Source organism: Micromonospora rubida, assembly GCF_009908295.1.
GTDB classification, from domain to species: domain Bacteria; phylum Actinomycetota; class Actinomycetes; order Mycobacteriales; family Micromonosporaceae; genus Micromonospora; species Micromonospora rubida.
The window spans coordinates 454,638-470,682 of sequence record NZ_JAAALO010000003.1; the positions used below are offsets into that span (position 1 = coordinate 454,638).

11 protein-coding genes are annotated in these 16,045 nt (G+C 72.4%); 4 read left to right on the top strand and 7 right to left on the bottom strand.

Translation table 11 applies throughout. The annotated features are described in order from the left end of the window. Positions 1–118: 118 nt before the first annotated feature. Both GVV04_RS11665 and GVV04_RS11670 read left to right on the top strand, forming a co-directional pair. Positions 119–2,338: a putative bifunctional diguanylate cyclase/phosphodiesterase gene (locus GVV04_RS11665; protein WP_328822318.1), complete on the top strand. Its 2,220-nt coding sequence runs from the start codon at positions 119–121 to the stop codon at positions 2,336–2,338. A 49-nt stretch (positions 2,339–2,387) separates the two neighbouring features. After that, positions 2,388–3,146, top strand: a complete 759-nt coding sequence (locus tag GVV04_RS11670) for a MerR family transcriptional regulator (protein ID WP_161687443.1) — start codon at positions 2,388–2,390, stop codon at positions 3,144–3,146. Positions 3,147–3,212: 66 nt separating this feature from the next. Here the strand turns inward: GVV04_RS11670 and GVV04_RS11675 are convergent, their stop codons facing one another. Together GVV04_RS11675 and GVV04_RS11680 are read right to left on the bottom strand one after the other, a co-directional pair. Then, on the bottom strand, positions 3,213–4,742 hold the full coding sequence (locus tag GVV04_RS11675) for a GntP family permease (protein WP_161687445.1): 1,530 nt from the start codon (positions 4,740–4,742) through the stop codon (positions 3,213–3,215). Between the two features lie 48 nt (positions 4,743–4,790). Continuing rightward, complete coding sequence (locus tag GVV04_RS11680; RefSeq protein WP_328822319.1) at positions 4,791–6,344, bottom strand: gluconokinase; 1,554 nt, start codon at positions 6,342–6,344, stop codon at positions 4,791–4,793. Positions 6,345–6,602: 258 nt separating this feature from the next. Between GVV04_RS11680 and GVV04_RS11685 the strand changes: the two genes are divergently transcribed. Both GVV04_RS11685 and yidD read left to right on the top strand, forming a co-directional pair. Beyond that, a complete protein-coding gene (locus GVV04_RS11685; RefSeq protein WP_161687449.1) occupies positions 6,603–7,760 on the top strand; it encodes a hypothetical protein in 1,158 nt (385 codons plus the stop codon). Between the two features lie 59 nt (positions 7,761–7,819). After that, the gene (gene yidD, locus GVV04_RS11690; RefSeq protein ID WP_328822320.1) at positions 7,820–8,191 is read left to right on the top strand and encodes a membrane protein insertion efficiency factor YidD; all 372 of its coding nucleotides are present in this window, start codon (positions 7,820–7,822) and stop codon (positions 8,189–8,191) included. Between the two features lie 143 nt (positions 8,192–8,334). Here the strand turns inward: yidD and GVV04_RS11695 are convergent, their stop codons facing one another. The 5 genes from GVV04_RS11695 to darT form a co-directional block, all read right to left on the bottom strand. Further along, the gene (locus GVV04_RS11695; RefSeq protein ID WP_161687451.1) at positions 8,335–8,769 is read right to left on the bottom strand and encodes a VOC family protein; all 435 of its coding nucleotides are present in this window, start codon (positions 8,767–8,769) and stop codon (positions 8,335–8,337) included. Positions 8,770–9,356: 587 nt separating this feature from the next. After that, positions 9,357–10,874, bottom strand: a complete 1,518-nt coding sequence (locus GVV04_RS11700) for a B12-binding domain-containing radical SAM protein (protein ID WP_328822321.1) — start codon at positions 10,872–10,874, stop codon at positions 9,357–9,359. A 189-nt stretch (positions 10,875–11,063) separates the two neighbouring features. After that, positions 11,064–14,132, bottom strand: coding sequence for a DUF3427 domain-containing protein (locus GVV04_RS11705; protein WP_161687453.1), 3,069 nt, complete (start codon positions 14,130–14,132; stop codon positions 11,064–11,066). Positions 14,133–14,272: 140 nt separating this feature from the next. Further along, the gene (gene darG, locus GVV04_RS11710; RefSeq protein ID WP_161687454.1) at positions 14,273–15,358 is read right to left on the bottom strand and encodes a type II toxin-antitoxin system antitoxin DNA ADP-ribosyl glycohydrolase DarG; all 1,086 of its coding nucleotides are present in this window, start codon (positions 15,356–15,358) and stop codon (positions 14,273–14,275) included. After that, entirely contained in the window at positions 15,355–16,044 is a 690-nt protein-coding gene (gene darT / locus GVV04_RS11715; protein ID WP_161687455.1) for a type II toxin-antitoxin system toxin DNA ADP-ribosyl transferase DarT, read from the bottom strand. Before darT ends, darG begins: the two co-directional genes overlap by 4 nt. Position 16,045 lies beyond the last annotated feature (1 nt).

Sequence of the window (16,045 nt, forward strand, 5' to 3'; positions counted from 1 at the left end):
TCACCATCGAGGTGCGCAAGGAGAGGAAGCCGGAGCGACTGCTGTGCTGCCCCACGACGCGCCTCAGCCCCGCTCGACCCCCGCCGGGGCGTACCGGCCCGGTCGGGCCGGACTCGTCGTGGCCGCGATCGTCCTGCTCGTCGAGGCGGTCTGGCTGGTCGCCCGCCTGCCCGGCGCGGCCCTGGTCAGCGATTTCGGCGCGATCGTGACGGCGGGCTGGGCCGGCTACGCGTGCGTCCACGCGGCCCGCCGTCATCCCGCGCCGCTACGCCGGTTCTGGGTGCTGCTCGCGGCCACCATGGGCCTCGCCGCGCTCGGCCGGGCACTGTGGACGGTGCAGCGGCTCGGCGACGGCGGCCTGCCGAACACCCCGCTGATCGGGTTGCTGTTCACCCTCGGCATCGTCACCGGCACCGCCGCGCTGCTCTGCTCCCTCGCCGCCCCGCGCAGCGCCGTCGGGCGGGCCCGGACGGTGCTGGACGGCGTCATCGTCGGGCTCGCCCTCATCCCGATCGGCTGGGTCGTGGTGTTCCGCGGCATCGCCGCCGCCGACCTGACCGACCCGCTGCGCACCTTCGGGCTGCTCTACCCGATGCTCGATCTGGTGCAGCTGACCATCCTGGTCGCGGTGGCCGGGCCGGCGCGTCCGATGTGGCGTCCGCTGACCCTGATCGGGGCCAGCCTGGTCACCAGGGCGGTCGCCGACGCCACGTACGTCTCGCTCTTCGCGAACGGCAGCTACGCCCCCGGCCACCCGATCGACGTCTGCTGGCCGCTGAGCTACCTGCTGATCGCCGCCGCCAGCCGGTACCCGCTGCCCCCGGTCTCGGACGACGCCGACGAGCCCACCGAGTCGCCGCTGCCGCCCTGGTGGCGGGTCGCCCTGCCGTACCTGCCGGTGGGCGGGGCGATCGTGGCGGTGGTACTGGCCCGGCGGCCCACCGGGCAGACCCCGCACATGGTCTTCGTCGGCATGATGGCGCTGCTCGGCGTCCTGGCGCTGCGGCAGGGGCTGGCCGCCAACGAGAACCTCCGGCTGGTCGCCCGGCTGCGCGATCTCGCCTACACCGACCAGCTCACCGGCCTGCCGAACCGGCTGATGTTCAACCGCCGGCTGCGCGAGGCGCTGCGCGACGAGGCCCCGGTCGCCGTGCTGTTGCTGGACCTGGACAGCTTCAAGCAGGTCAACGACCGGTTCGGGCACAGCGCCGGTGACACCCTGCTGACCAGCATCGCCGGCCGGATGGCGCGGGCCGTGGCCGACGACGGGAGCATCGCCAGGCTGGGCGGCGACGAGTTCGCCGTCCTCGTCGACGGCGACCGGCAGGTCCGGCCGGAGCGGGTGGCCGAGCGGCTGCTCGCCGCCCTGCAACCCTCCCCCGGGGAGGAGGAGGCGGGCGTGCACCCCTCGGCCAGCATCGGCATCGCCGAGTACGGCCCACAGCACACCTCCCACATCGACCTGCTCCGCGACGCCGACATCGCCATGTACGCCGCCAAGGCGGGCGGCAAGTCCGTGTACCGCACCTGCACCCCGGCCCTGCGGGAGGCGGCGGTGAGCCGGGCCGAGCTGATCGCCGACCTGCGCCGCGTCGTCGACGAGGGGCAACTGCACCTGGAGTACCAGCCGATCGTCGACCTGGCCACCGGCGAGGTGCGCAGCGCCGAGGCGCTGGTGCGCTGGCGGCACCCCCGGCTGGGGCTGCTCCCCCCGGCGCGTTTCCTGCCGCTGGCCGAGGAGACCGGGCTGATCCTGCCCATCGACCGGTGGGTGATCCACGAGGCCTGCCGGGCCGCCGCCACCTGGCGGAACCGCGCCCCGGAGGCGACCGTCGCGGTGAACATCGCCGCCGCGCACCTGCGCCGGCCGGACCTGATCGCCACCGTCACCGCGGCCACCGCCGGCGCCGGCCTGGCCCCCCGCGCGCTGACCCTGGAGCTGACCGAGTCGGCGCTGATCGACGGCAGCGACACGGTGCTGGAGCGGCTGCGTCAGCTCCGCGAGCTGGGCATCCGGATCGCCATCGACGACTTCGGCACGGGCTACTCCTCGCTGAGCTACCTGCACCACATCCCGGCCACCGAGCTGAAGATCGACCGGTCGTTCGTGGCCCGGCTCGGCGAGGACGCCCGGGCATACGCGACGGTGGAGATGGTGACCCGGCTGGCCGGGGCGTTCGACCTGACCGTGGTCGCCGAGGGGGTGGAGACCGACGAGCAGCACGCGGCGGTCACCGCGATCGGCTGCGTCCACGGCCAGGGCTGGCGTTACGGTCGCCCCACCAACCTCGCCGACCTGCGCGCCGCGCTGATCCCGGCGGTACGACCCCGGGGTTGACCCTCACGCGACGGGAGGCGGCAGGCTCGTCACCGGAAGGGAGGGAACCATGGCGTACGCGGTGGGAGAGGTGGCGAAGGCCGCCGGGGTGACGGTGCGGACGCTGCACCACTACGACGAGATCGGCCTGCTCTCGCCGAGCGGGCGCACCCCGGCCGGCTACCGCCGCTACGACGACGCGGACCTGGAGCGGTTGCAGCTCGTCCGCTACTACCGCGAGCTGGGGTTCCCGCTGGAGGAGATCACCGCGATCCTCGACGACCCGGCCGCCGACCCGAAGGCGCACCTGCGCCGGCAGCACGAGCTGCTCACCGGGCGGATCGGGAAGCTCCAGGAGATGGTCGTGGCGATCGAGCTCGCGTTGGAGGCGAGAAGGATGGACATCAGACTGACCCCGCAGGAGCGGTTCGAGGTCTTCGGCGACGCCGACCCCGAGGCGTACGCCGAGGAGGCGGAGCGGCGCTGGGGCGACGGCGAGGCGTACCGGGAGTCGAGCCGACGCACCGCCGGCTACTCGAAGGACGACTGGCTGCGCAACAAGGCCGAGAACGAGGAGTGGGGGCGGCGGATCGGCGCGCTGCTGGACTCCGGCGCGCCGGCCGACGGCCCGGAGGCCATGGCGCTGGCCGAGGAGCACCGGCAGTTGATCAGCCGCTGGTTCTACGACTGCACGTACGAGATCCACACCGGGCTGGCCGACATGTACGTGGCCGACGAGCGGTTCACCGCGCACTTCGAGAACATCCGCCCCGGGCTGGCCGCCTACGTCGCCGAGGCGATCCACGCCAACGCGATCACCCGGGCCTGAACGGGGGCCGGCCTGTCGGCCCCCGACGAGCGGGACCGACGGGCCGGCGGCTGCCCGGTCAGTGCGTCACAACAGCAGGTCGATCAGCAGGACGCCGGCAAAGCCGACCACCGAGATGATCGTCTCCATCACCGACCAGCTCTTGATGGTCTGCCCGACGGTCAGCCCGAAGTACTCCTTCACCAGCCAGAAGCCGGCGTCGTTGACGTGCGAGAAGAACAGCGAGCCGCAGCCGACGGCCAGGGCCAGCAGCGCCACCCCGGGCCGGTCCAGGGTCGCCGCCAGCGGGGCGACGATGCCGGCCGCGGTGATCGTGGCGACCGTCGCCGAGCCGGTGGCGACCCGGATGCCGACCGCGACCAGCCAGCCCAGCAGCAGCGGGGACAGGTTGGCGTTCTCCGCCGCGTCGGCGACCAGGTTGCCCACCCCGGCGTCCACCAGCACCTGCTTGAACCCGCCGCCCGCCGCGACGATCAGCAGGATGCCCGCGATCGGCGGCAGCGAGCCGCCGAGCACCGACGAGACCTGCTTGCGGCCGAACCCGGCCTGGAAGCCGAGGGTGAACATGGCCACGATCACCCCGGCCAGCAGCGCCACGATCGGGGCGCCGACGATGTCCAGGGCCTTGCGGCCGGTGCTGTCCTCGGCCAGGACCAGTTCGCCGACGGCCCGCAGCAGCATCAGCGCCACCGGCAGCAGCACGGTGATCACCGCCGCCCAGAAATTCGGGGCCCGGCGGGCGGTCTCGGTGCCGGAGTCGTCGACCGGCGCGCCGGGGCGGCCGGTGCCGGGGTTGACCAGGTCGTCGTCGGTGAGCAGTTCGCCGTCCACGCCGGCCTGTTGGCGGCCGGCCGGCCCCTGGTCGCGCCCGCTGCTCCCGGCGCCGGGGACGCCGGCCGGCGTGCGGGTCGGCAGCAGCCCCTCGGGGACCGTCGCGGGGACGTACCGGGAGATGATGTTGCCGAAGACCGGCCCGGCGATGATCACGGTCGGGATGGCGATCAGCAGGCCCAGCCCCAGCGTCAGGCCCAGGTCCGCGTTGAGCGAGGAGATCGCCACCAGCGGGCCGGGGTGCGGCGGGACCAGGCCGTGCAGCACCGACAGGCCGGCCAGCGCCGGGATGCCGACCTTCATCAGCGGCACGTCGGTGCGCTTCGCGACCAGCAGCACGATCGGCACCAGCAGCACCACGCCGACCTCGAAGAACAGCGGCAGGCCGATCAGCGCGGCCACCCCGGCCATCGCCCAGGGCAGGGCCGACCCGGAGACCTTGTTGACGATCCGGGTGACGATGCCGTCCGCGCCGCCGGACTCGGCGAGCAGGCCGCCGATCATCGCCCCGAGGGCGATGAGCAGACCGACCCCGCCGACGGTGGAGCCGACGCCGCCGGTGAACGACGTGACGATGGCGTCGGGCGCCACCCCCGCGACGACGCCGAGCACCGCCGCGCCGAGGATCAGTGACAGGAACGGGTGGACCTTGCCCCAGGCGATCAGGACCACCACCGCGGCGATGCCCAGCAGGGCCGCGACGATCAGTTGAGCGTTACCGGCGTCGGTGAGTGGTTCCGCCGGTGCGGCGAGCAGTGTGACCACGGCTATCACGACCTTCGGACGGCGTCCGTGCCAGGAGGGTACGGGCGATCACATGGGTGGGGAGGTTGGCGGTGGCTCCGGCGGCAGGCTCGGGGCCAGCCGTCGCAGCGACGTGAACGTCGGGATGAGCGCGTCGTACAGCTCGGAGAAGAGCGGAAGCAGGGCGGCGTAGACGGCGGCGGCGGTCGGGTCGGGGTGCACGGTCTCGTCGATCTTTACGAGGTCGGCGGCGACGTCGACGGACGCGATCAGGTCGAGGGCCTGCATGCCCAGCAGCGCCGCGCCGAAGCTGGACCCCTCGTGGCCGGCCGGGAACCGCACCGGCATGCCGAGCGCGTCGGCGAGCATCTGCCGCCACAGCGGGCTGCGGGCGAAGCCCCCGCTGGCCCGCACCTCCCGCACCTCGTTGCCGGCGGCCCGCACCGACGACAGCACCAGGGCGAGCTGCTGGCAGACCCCCTCCAGCGCCGCCCGCACCAGGTGCTCGCGGCGGTGGCCGTGGGTCAACCCGACGTACGCCCCGCGCGGCAGCGCGCTCCAGTGCGGGGCGCGCTCGCTGAGCAGGTACGGCAGCATGATCAGCCCGCCGGAGCCGACGGGCGCGTGGGCGGCCAGGTCGAGCAGGTTCTCCTCGAACTCCTCGCCGAGCTCGGGGGCGAGCGCGTCGCCGGCCCACTGCAACACGATCCCGCCGTTGTTGATCGCGCCGCCGACCACCCAGCGGTCCTCGGTCAGCGCGTAGCAGAACACCCCGCCGAGCGGGTCGACGGCGGGGCGTTCCACCATCACCCGCATCGCTCCGCTGGTGCCGATCGAGCAGGCCACCACGCCGGGGTGCACCGCGCCGAGGCCCAGGTTGGCCAGCGGGCCGTCGCCGGCGCCGACCACGATCGGGGTGTCCGCCGGCAGGCCGGTCGCGGCGGCGGCCTCCGCGGTGAGCCCCGGCAGCACGGTGGTGGTCGGAACGAGCTGCGGGAGCTGCTCCTCGGTGATCCCGGCGACGCGCAGCGCCTCGGCGTCCCAGGCGAGCCTCCGGATGTCCATCAGGCCGCTGGCGGAGGCGACGGAGTGGTCGGTGACCAGCGTCTCGCACAGCCGCAGCAGCACATAGTCCTTGATGCTGACCCAGTGGGCGACCCGCTCGAACAGTTTCGGCTCCTGCTCGGCGAACCAGACCAGCTTCGGCAGCGGCGCCATCGGGTGCACCGGGGTGCCGGTTCGCCGGTGCAGCGCCAGCCCCGACGGGACCGCCCGCAGCCGCTCTGCCTGCCGGCTGGCGCGGGAGTCCGCCCAGGTCACCGACGCGGTCAGCGGCTTACCGTCCGGGTCGAGCCCGATCAGGCTGTGCATCGCGGTGCTGAACGACAGCCCGGCGATCGGCCCGGGCAGCTCCGCCACCACCGCGCGGACCGTCTCCACCACCGCGTCGAAGATCAGCAGGGGGTCCTGCTCGGCGTAGCCGGGGTGCGGCTCGTCCAACGGGTAGCCGACGGAGTGGGTGGCGAGCTGCCGGCCGTCCGTGTCGAACGCGACGCTCTTGGTGCTGGTGGTGCCGATGTCGACCCCGATCACGACACGCGGGCGCTGGTCCGGGCCGGTCACGGGTCCCCCCTTCGCGTTGGTGCTGCCGGCGCGGCATCGCGGCCCGGCTGCGGCTGACGTTACCCAGTGATCCACCGATCCACACGGCGTCGCCGAGGACCGCCGAAAGAACGTGAATCGACGCGGCGTCATCCGCTTCTCGTCCGCTCTTGTCCACCGATCAGGTGATTCGCCCGCTTCGCCGGGTCCGTTCGGTCGGTCGGCGCCGTTGATCCGGATGACACCCCGGTTGGCGGCTCGCGCGGCTAAGGAGTCGGCGTGGCGAAGACTGATTCGACGGGTTCCACGTGGCGGTACCGGTGGGCGTACCGGCAGAACGAACGACGACAGCGGACGTACCGCGGCGCCGAGCAGGCGTGGCGGCGGCGCGACGAGGAGCTGCGGCGGCTGCGCGCGGTGGCGGTCGACTTCGGCCGGCGCGCGACGGCAGGCATCGGCCTGCCCCTGGAACTCGCCCCCGGCGAGCTGGTCCACTGGGCGCTGCCCGCCGCGCAACTGGTCGAGCTGCGGCACACCGCCGTGCTCCCCGCCCCCGACCTCAGCGTCGACCCGGCCCGGCCGGCGCTGCACCACCGACGCCCCGACGGGGTCAAGGTCACCGACGCCGGGATCGCCGTGCTCACCGACCGCCGGCTGGTCCTGCTCGGCGGGCGCGGCCGGCGCGACTGGGCGTACGGGAAGATGACCGGGCTGGCCCACGACCCGGCGGCGCCGGTCACGCTGATCCAGGTCCTCGACCGGCGGCGCACCTCTGGGCTGCTGCTGCCCGCCGAGGCCGCCGCCGAGTTCCGGTTCACCCTCGCCCTGGCCTTCGCCGACGCCATCGAGCAGCGGGGAGCCGTGCTCGCCCAGCTCGACGAGCTGATCGCCGAACACGACCAGACCCGGCCGTTCCGCCCTGCCATCGCCACCCCCGGCCAGGCCCGGATCACCGCCGCCGTGCCGGGCGGCCGGCGTACCGTCGCGGTGGCCGCCGCCGCGGCGCTGCTGCTGCCCGCGGTGCTCTTCGAGTCGGACCCGCCGGTGCGGCCCGGCTCGGACGTCGCCGCCGCCGCGACCGCAGCCCTCACCCCGACCCCCGCCCCCGCCACCACCCCGCCCGCGCGCGCGAGCTCCCGTGCCGCCGCCGTCGGCCGGGCCGCCCCCAAGCAGCCCCGGCGCGGCACCGCGTCACCCACCCCGGTGCGCGACGGGTTCTGCGGCGCCCCGGCCAACCCGTTCGGGTACGACTACTGCGGCGGCTCCCGCATCCGCAAGCCGGACGTGCGGGTGTGCGACTACTTCGACTGCGGGCAGGACTTCTGGGCCGGCCGGGGGTACCTGGTGCAGTGCCGCGACGGGGCGCTCAGCCTCACCGGGGGGCGTGCCGACGCGTGCGCCACCCACGACGGGCTCCGCCGCACGGTCTGGACCTGAGCCCGCCCCCGCCCTGCCCCGGCCCGGCGGGGTGGCGCGGGTGTCGCACCATCGGCGACGTGATCAATCTGAAGCGGAACCACCACCGCAAGAAGAAGCGTCGGGGCGACTCCTGCACCGACTGCGACTGCGATGGCCCGGACTGCTGCGACTTCGGGCTGTTCTCGTTCATGCTGACCCTCGGCTCGGTGGCCGCCGGGGCGACCCGCGCGCCCGTCGTCGACCGGGTCGGCCGGGCCGCGATCCTCGGCTACCGGCGCTGGCTGTCGCACCGCTGGCCGGGCCAGTGCCGCTACACCCCGACGTGCAGCGCGTACGGGCTGGCCGCCGTCGAGCGGCACGGCCTTGCGATGGGCGGGCGGATGGCCGCCGAGCGGCTGCGCCGCTGCAAGCCCCACGTGCCCCGGGGCACCCACGACCCGGTCCACTGACCGCCCCGAGCCGCCCTGCCCTGCGCCCCGCGCCGCCCTTTACCGGCCCGCGCCGCCCTCTACCGGCCCGCGCCGCCCTCTACCGGCCCGCGCCGCCTCCACCGCCCCGAGCCGCTCCGGCCGTTTCGGCGGCCGGGGCGGCGTCAGGCGGTGCCGAAGTCGGGGACGGTCAGGGTGCCGTCGGCGGCGAGCGGGAAGCCCGGGTTCCAGGCGATCTCCCACAGGTGCCCGTCCGGGTCGGCGAAGTAGCCGGCGTACCCGCCGTAGAAGGTCTCCCGGGCGGGCCTGGTGACCGTCGCGCCGGCCTCGACCGCCGCCCCGATCACCTCGTCGACCTCCTCGCGGGACCGGACGTTCTGCGCCAGGCTCAGGCCGCCGAAGCCGCCCGCGCCCGCGTCGCCGATGCCGGCGTCGGCGGCCAGCTCGTCCCGCGCCCACAGCACGACGGCGAGGCCGCCGGCCTGGAAGAAGACGGTCTGCTCGACCTCCTGACCGCGCCAGCCGAGCCGCTCGTAGAAGGCACGGGCGCGGGGCAGGTCGGCGACGCCGAGGGTGACGAGGCTGATCCGCTGTTCCATCCCCGCACCGTACCGCCGGCCTGGGGCCGGCTCACTCGGGCTGGTTCGGTCGGGGGACGCCCTCCCAACGCCAGTGGGTGAGTACGGGACGGCCTGGCAGCTCGCCCCGACCGGTGGCCCAGAGCAGCGTCGCCCACGGGTCGGCCCCGCCGGGTCGGCCCCGCCGGGTCGGCCCCGCCGGGTCGGCCCCGCCGGGTCGGCCCCGCCGGGTCGGCCTACCCTCCGTTGGCCCCTATGGAGCTGCCCCGTTTGTGCTACCGATGGAGCGGGCGCGTAGACGGGGCAGCTCCATAGGGGCCGAAGGGCAGGTCCCGACCGGATGCGGGGCGCGATCGTCCGGCCGCCACCCGACTGCCCGGTGCGCGGGGCGGCACGGGGCAGCACGGGGCGACATAGCGGCGACCCTCCCAGGACTTCGCGGGGGAGGAGGCTGGTCATTTCACGTCCAACAAATCGCGTCCATGGTCCGATGGACGTCCCGGCCCTCGGCCGCGACGAGGTCGGTGAGCAACTCGATCACCGTCGTCTTGTCGACGCCGCTCAGGCCGCCGACGCCGCTCAGGCCGCCGGCGAGGACGAACCAGTGGTCAGCGGCCGAACAGCCGCTCGTGCTGGGCCCGGGCCAGCTCCACCAGCCGGCGGCGCACGTGCGGCCACCCGACCTCCCCGAACCGGAGGCTGGCCGGGAAGTCGAACTCGTCGCCGGTCCGCATCGCCTCGTCCAACCCGTCGGCGGTCAGCTCCCCGGCGCTGTGGTCCAGCAGCCGCGCCGGGTCGTACCGGCCCGTGGCCAGCAGCCGGCGCCACTGCGGGGTGCCGGGGTAGGGGCGGAACTCGAAGATGCTCGCCCGGAAGGTGCCGGGCGCGTTCTCGGTCAGGTCCCACAGCTCGCGTACGTGCCGGACGGTCGCCTCCAGCTCGGCGCGCGTCTCGGTGGGCAGGCCGAGGACGAAGTGGCCCCTGACGTTGATGCCCCGGCGGGTGAGCCGGCTGACCACGTCCCGGGTCAGCTCGGGCCTGATCCGCCTGCCGAGGTGGCCGAGCACCCGCTCGCTGCCGGACTCGATGCCGAGCGCGACCTCCCGGCAACCGTTCGCCGCGAGCGTCTCCAGCAGGGCGTCGTCGGCGCGGGCGAGGATGTTGATCCGGCCGGTGGCGTCCCAGACGTACCGGCCGCCGACGTCGGCCTCGGTGAACGCGGGCATGCAGTGCCGGACGAACCGCTCGTAGCCGAGGAAGAGTTCGTCGACGAACCGGAACGCCCGCACGCCGTACCGGACGTTGAGTTCGTCCATCTCCGCGATGATGTTGGCCGGCTCCCGGGTGCGGATGGCGGCGTCCAGGTTGGCGCTGACGGCCGCGCCGCAGAACGAACACTCGTACGGGCAGCCGCGGGCGCCCACCATCGCCGCCTCCCATGGCCCGTCACCCGGTCGGTACGGGTCGGCGGCGAAGAACCGCCGGTCGACGAACGGCAGGGCGTTGACGTCCGGGGTCAGGTGCCAGGCCGTGCCTGGTACGCCGCCCGTGACCGGCGTACCCAGGATCGGGTCCCGCCACATCACGCCCGGAAGCCGTACCCGCTGTTGGTGGTCGTTCAGCAGCTCGACGAGCCGGGTCTCGGCCTCGCCGACGATCAGCGCCTCCAGGCGGGCGAACCGCGGGTCCGCGATGACCGCCTCCGGCCTTGCCTTCGCCTGGTGACCGCCGACCATGATCTGGATCTCGGGGTCGAGGCCGGCGGCGATGCGGGCGCTCAGCTCGTACGTCGGCGCCAGCAGGTTGAACCCCACCCAGCGGGGCGCGGCCTCGTTGACGATGCCCTGGATCTCCTCGACGCTGAGGCCGAGGGACTCCCCGTCGAGGACGCCCACGCTGAAGCCCTGCACGGTGGCGTAGGTGGCGAGGTAGCCCAAGCCGAGCACCGGCAGTGGGGAGTTGTTGACCCGGGGGCGGAGCGTGTAGTCGCGCAGCGGCGCGTTGACCAGCAGCAGGTCGAGCGGCGTGCCCGGCTCGACGCCGAGGATGGGCTGCTGCTCCGACGGCTGCGGACGGCCGGCAGGGGAGGGCGAGGGCGAGGGCGGTGTACCTGCCCAGGTGCTCACCGGTCACTCGCCGTGGGCGAGGAAGGCGGTGACGGCGTACCGGGGTGGCCTGCGCCCGATCGCCATGCCACTCTCGGTGTAGTCATCATCGCTCAGGGTTAGCACACGTTTTGTGGATGGAGAAGGGTGAATGTCCTTCTCATCGGATGGTGCGACCCCGTCCCCGAGAGCGTCGGGCGGGAAGCACGATCAGGCGGCGATCGTCCGGGCGGCGGAGTACATGTCGGCGGGTAGCGGATGGGCCAGCTCCCAGACGATCCGCATCGGCCGGTCCCCGCTGTGCTCCTGGTACGCCATCGGCCCGGCGTACAGGTAGGCCGGCGCACCGAGGTCCCGGTCCGGCACCCGGGTCTCCCGGACGAACAGGTGCACCGTCGACCCCTGCTTCTCGTGGTTGACGTACCGCTGCCCGGTCGTCGACACCGACGACGTGGTGCTCTGCGACTCCCACTGGAACAGCCGGTCCGTGATCGCCCGGTCCGCGTACATGGTGGTGGGGGAGTAGTGCTGCTCCGACTTGACCAGCGTGACGAAGAACAGGTCCGCCCGCTCGGACTCAAGCCACTTCACGCCCTCGCGCAGCGACCCCGGGTTCGGCATCCCGAACGCCGCGCACGCCTCGTTGCGGCTGTACCGGGCGTGCACCCGCAGCGCCCCCGCCCGCGTGGTAACCCGGTGGATCCGCTCTCGTAGCACCTCGGCGACCTGGCGCAGCTCGACGCAGCGCGCCGGCTCCGCCCACAGCCGCGCCACCCGTTCGTCCCGCGAGGCCAGCGACGCGTTCGGCCCCCACAGGTCGAAGTGCAGCATGTTCCAGAGCCGGCCGGCTGCGGGCCGTTCACCGGCCGCGACCCGGGCCAGCAGGTCCAGCCGGTCGGTGTCGTCGAGGTGCAGCATCCGCCCGACCGCCCGCCCCAGCTCGCGGTCGTCCGAGCCGGGCGTCGACGCCTCAAGGCCGGCGAGCCGCCGCAGCCCGGTCCACCCGCCGACCGACGCCGACCGGTACACGTCCTCGATCTCCAGCCCGGTCTCGCGCAGGAACCCGGCCAGGCTGACGTCCCCGAGCTGCCGCAGCTCCGCGACCAGGCCCTTCTTCGAGGTGGGCATGGCGCTCTTGAGGTTGCTCAGCACCACCTCCTTCGCCACCCGGTCCAGCTCGACGTGGCAGCCGCTCGGCAGGGAGGGGAAGCCCTGCTCGACGGCGTCCCTGATCGCCCGCCGGGTCACCCCGGTCAGCGCCCGCCAACGCAGGTCGAAGCGGAAGTTGGCGTGCTGCCCGCCGATGAAGTCCAGCACCGTGAGGCAGGGCTTGTCGTCGTCCAGCCGCAGGCCCCGGCCGAGCTGCTGAAGGAAGATCGTCGCGCTCTCGGTGGGCCGCAGCATCAGGATCGTGTCGACCATCGGCAGGTCGACCCCCTCGTTGAACAGGTCCACCGTGAACAGCACGCGCAGCTTCCCGGCCTTGAACTCCCGAAGCAGCTCGTCCCGCGACCGTCCGGCGCGGTCCGCCCGGGAGGTCACCGCAGCCGACGGTACGCCCCGGCGGGTGAACCAGTCCGCCATGAACTCGGCGTGCCCGATTCCCACGCAGAACCCGAGTGCCCGCATCCGGTCCACGTCGACCTTGTCCCGCACGGCCTTGAGGATGAGCCGAGCCCGCGCCTCGTTGCCGGTGTAGACGCCGCCGAGGTCGCCCAGGTCGTATCCCAGGCCGCGCTTCCACCGCAGGTGCGACAGGTCCACGTCGTCGTGCAGCCCGAAATACTGGAACGGGGCCAGCAACTGCCGCTCAAGGGCCTCCCACAGGTGCAGCTCCACGGCGGCGTGGCCGTCGAACCACCGCCGAACATCGCCGCCGTCGGCCCGGTCGGGGGTCGCCGTCAGCCCGAGCAGTACGCGCGGCTCCAACCGATCCAGCAGTTGGGCGTACGTCGGCGCCTCCGCGTGGTGGAACTCGTCGACGATCACCATGTCGTACGCCTCGGGGTTGATTTCTCGTCGGTGCAGCGACTGGATCGAGGCGAAGACGTGCCGCCAGTCGGTCGGCTCCTTGCCGCCGACCAACAACTCGCCGAAGCTACCGTCGCCCATCACCTGGCGGAACGTCGCGAGGCTCTGCTTGAGGATCTGCTCCTGGTGGGCGACGAAGAGCAGCGAGTCGACGGTCTTGCCGCGATGTAGCCGGCGGTAGTCCAGCGCCGCCACGACCGTCTTGCCGGTGCCGGTCGCCATCACCACCAGGTTCCGGTGCCGGCCGTGCACCTGCCGCTCGGCGTCCAGGTCGGCCAGGATCTCCGCCTGGTACGGGTACGGCCGCACGTCCAGATTCGAGATCTGGGTGACGCCGTCGTCCGACCGCTCGCCGCGCAGCGCCTGCCGCAGCCGCTCGGCGTCCCTGCCCGGCTCGTACGACTCGAACGCGGGGTCGTTCCAGTAGTCCTCGAACGTGGCGGTGAACGTGTCGATGACGTGCGGCTGCTCGATGTTCGAGATCCGGACGTTCCACTCCACCCCGTCGACGAGCGCGGCCTTGGACAGGTTCGACGAGCCGACGTACGCCGTGGTGGTGCCGTTGCCCCGGCGGAACAGCCATGCCTTGGCGTGCAGCCGGGTGGTCCTGGTCTCGTAGGAGACCTTGACGTCGGCGCCCAGCTCGGCGAGCCGGTCCAGCGCCCGCTGGTCGGTGGCGCCCAGGTACGTGGTGGTGATGACCCGCAGCTTGCCGCCTCGGCCGATCAGCTCGCGGATGGCCGGCTCGACGATGCGCAGGCCGTGCCACTTGATGAACGCGCAGAGCAGGTCGACGTGGCCGGCCGACGCCATCTCGTGGGTGACCTCGTGGCCGATCCGGGGCTGGTGGCGGCCGTTGACCAGGAGCGCTCCGGTGGAGAGCGGGGTGGTGGGGCGCTGCGGAAAGGCAGGCTGTGCGGGTGGGGTGGGTGGGGCGGCGATGGCGTGCAGGAGGTTCCGGGCGTCGGCGACCTGATCGTTGGGGCCGGCGGCGTCGGAGTTGAGATCCGCGATGGCGGTGGCGAGGCGGTTGGCCAGGTCGACCTGGCGGTGGATCTTGTCGTCGCCGTTGGGAACGGCTTGCAGGGCGCGGCTGATGAGGGTGGCGAGGTGACGGGTCAGGTGCTCGTAGGAGTCGGCGGGGTCCAGGGGGCGGTGCTGGACGAGGGCAGGATCGAGGTGGTGGAGCTGGCCGCCGAGCTGGTGGGTGATCAGGTGCTCGTAGATGCCCCGCTCAAGATCCGTCACTCCGGCAACCTAACGAGCGAAGACGAGTCGTGCTGTCCCTCCAGCGCTACACACCAGCGGCGAGTCGTCAGGGCCGGGAGTAGTACCGGGTTCGGCAGCTCGCTGATCCGCGCTGCCCGGTCGGTCGGGGTCTGACCCCGTCAAGCCGAGGACGTCACCGTGCTCGGTAAGAGACCGGCCGACGCCAACCGTTCGTAGGCCGTCGTGACGTGTGCTGGAGTGAAGAGGCGGGCCTTGCGTCCGCTCCACGCCCTAACCCGCTCGATCAACACCTCGATCTCGTGCGTGGGCGGATGCGCCTGCGCGGCGTAGTGCACGGTGGCGAGTAGCTCAAGGCTGTACGGTGCCTCAAACCCCTGGACAAGTACGGCAAGTCGTTCGGGAGCGGCCGAGATCGGCTGGCCGGGCACGTCGAACCACGCGTTGACGGCCTCGCTCGTCCCTCCGGTTAAGTGAATAGGACGTAGCTCCTCGACCCGGGATGAACGGTCACCGAACCCAACCAGGTAGTGCCCCTCCAGGCGGTCAAGGACGTGATTCAGGCTCTCCGCGTAGGGTCCGTACCGCCCGCGAGTAAAGGAGAGACGGAACGGCTCTCCAAACACCTGGAGAAAGTAGGCGATCTTCTGGATCTCCAGGGTCGTGATGCCTTCTCGCGGTTCCAGCGCACAGGACTGGTCGAGATACCGCTCGATGGCCCGTAGCAAGGTGGCGCGTCCAGGGGTCAGCGGAGGCTTCGGAGTAGCGACTGGCATATCGGACGGCTCGGGGGCGCCCTCCGGGGGGAACAACAGCACCCGGACGTTGGGCAGCTCGACGAAGGCTTGCTCGATCATCGGTCGGATTTGCTCCCAGTCGAGCCCACCGTTACCGCAGCCGAGTGCGGGCACCGCGACCGAGGAGATTTGGCGTTCACGCACCACACGGACGAGGTCGGTGAGGCCGGCCTCGATGTCCTCCAGCTTCGAGGTTGCCCGCCAGTGGCCCTTGGTAGGGAAGTTGATCACATACCGGCGAGGGCCGAGGCGGGTGGAGTCGAACAGGAACATCTCGCCCAACTGGACTCTTTTTGCAGCACAAGCCGCCCGGTAGGCCGCGTAGTTAGCGGGGTAGGCGCGCTTGAACTGAAGAGCGATTCCCTTGCCCATCACGCCTACGGTGTTGACCGTGTTGACCAGCGCTTCGGCGTCAGCGGTCAGTAGGTTGCCGTGGCTGACGATGATCATTCGCGCACCTCCCTCCGTTGGTATCCGTAGTACCAGTCCGGTCTGACACCAACGTACGCGTCGATGATGCCAGCAGCGCGGAGGACCTGCGTCAACTGTTCCTGTCGTGCTGGCGTCCGTACGGCGTACCCGGTCAGCAGGCCGAGAGGAAACTCACGATGAATCAGGAACTCGGCCATCCTTCTGCGAACACGGTCCGGATCCTCCGGGGTGTTCCTCCAGATCCGCTCCTTGAGTAGCGGCCAGTCGACCAGGTCGGCCAGATCGTTGAGGGCGGGGGAGAACCGAGTGAGGGTGGCGGCGCAGTTGCCGTCGCTCGCGACCCATCCCAGCTCGGCGGCGTGAACCAGCTCCACCGAACTCACGAGATAGACCAACGGGTCGTCTCCGCCCGGATAGCAGCCCACCTTGCCGTCCCTGTGCTCGCAAGCGATCCGGAACATCATGGGTGACTGCGGGGCGAAGTAGAACGGCACGTAGTCAGCGACGACACCGCCGGGCGGGCAGGGGACCGGCCTCGCCCGCCGGCTTGCCTTGATGTCGATGGCACCAACGTTTGTGGCCAGCCAGCTGCCGACCCCGTTGTCGGCGAACAGCCGGCCGGCGGTGAGGACGGCCGGCAGATTGTCGATATGGGTGAAGTGCATGATCAGGTGCTGCTTCGCCGGCCTGGCCGTCCCCGCCATG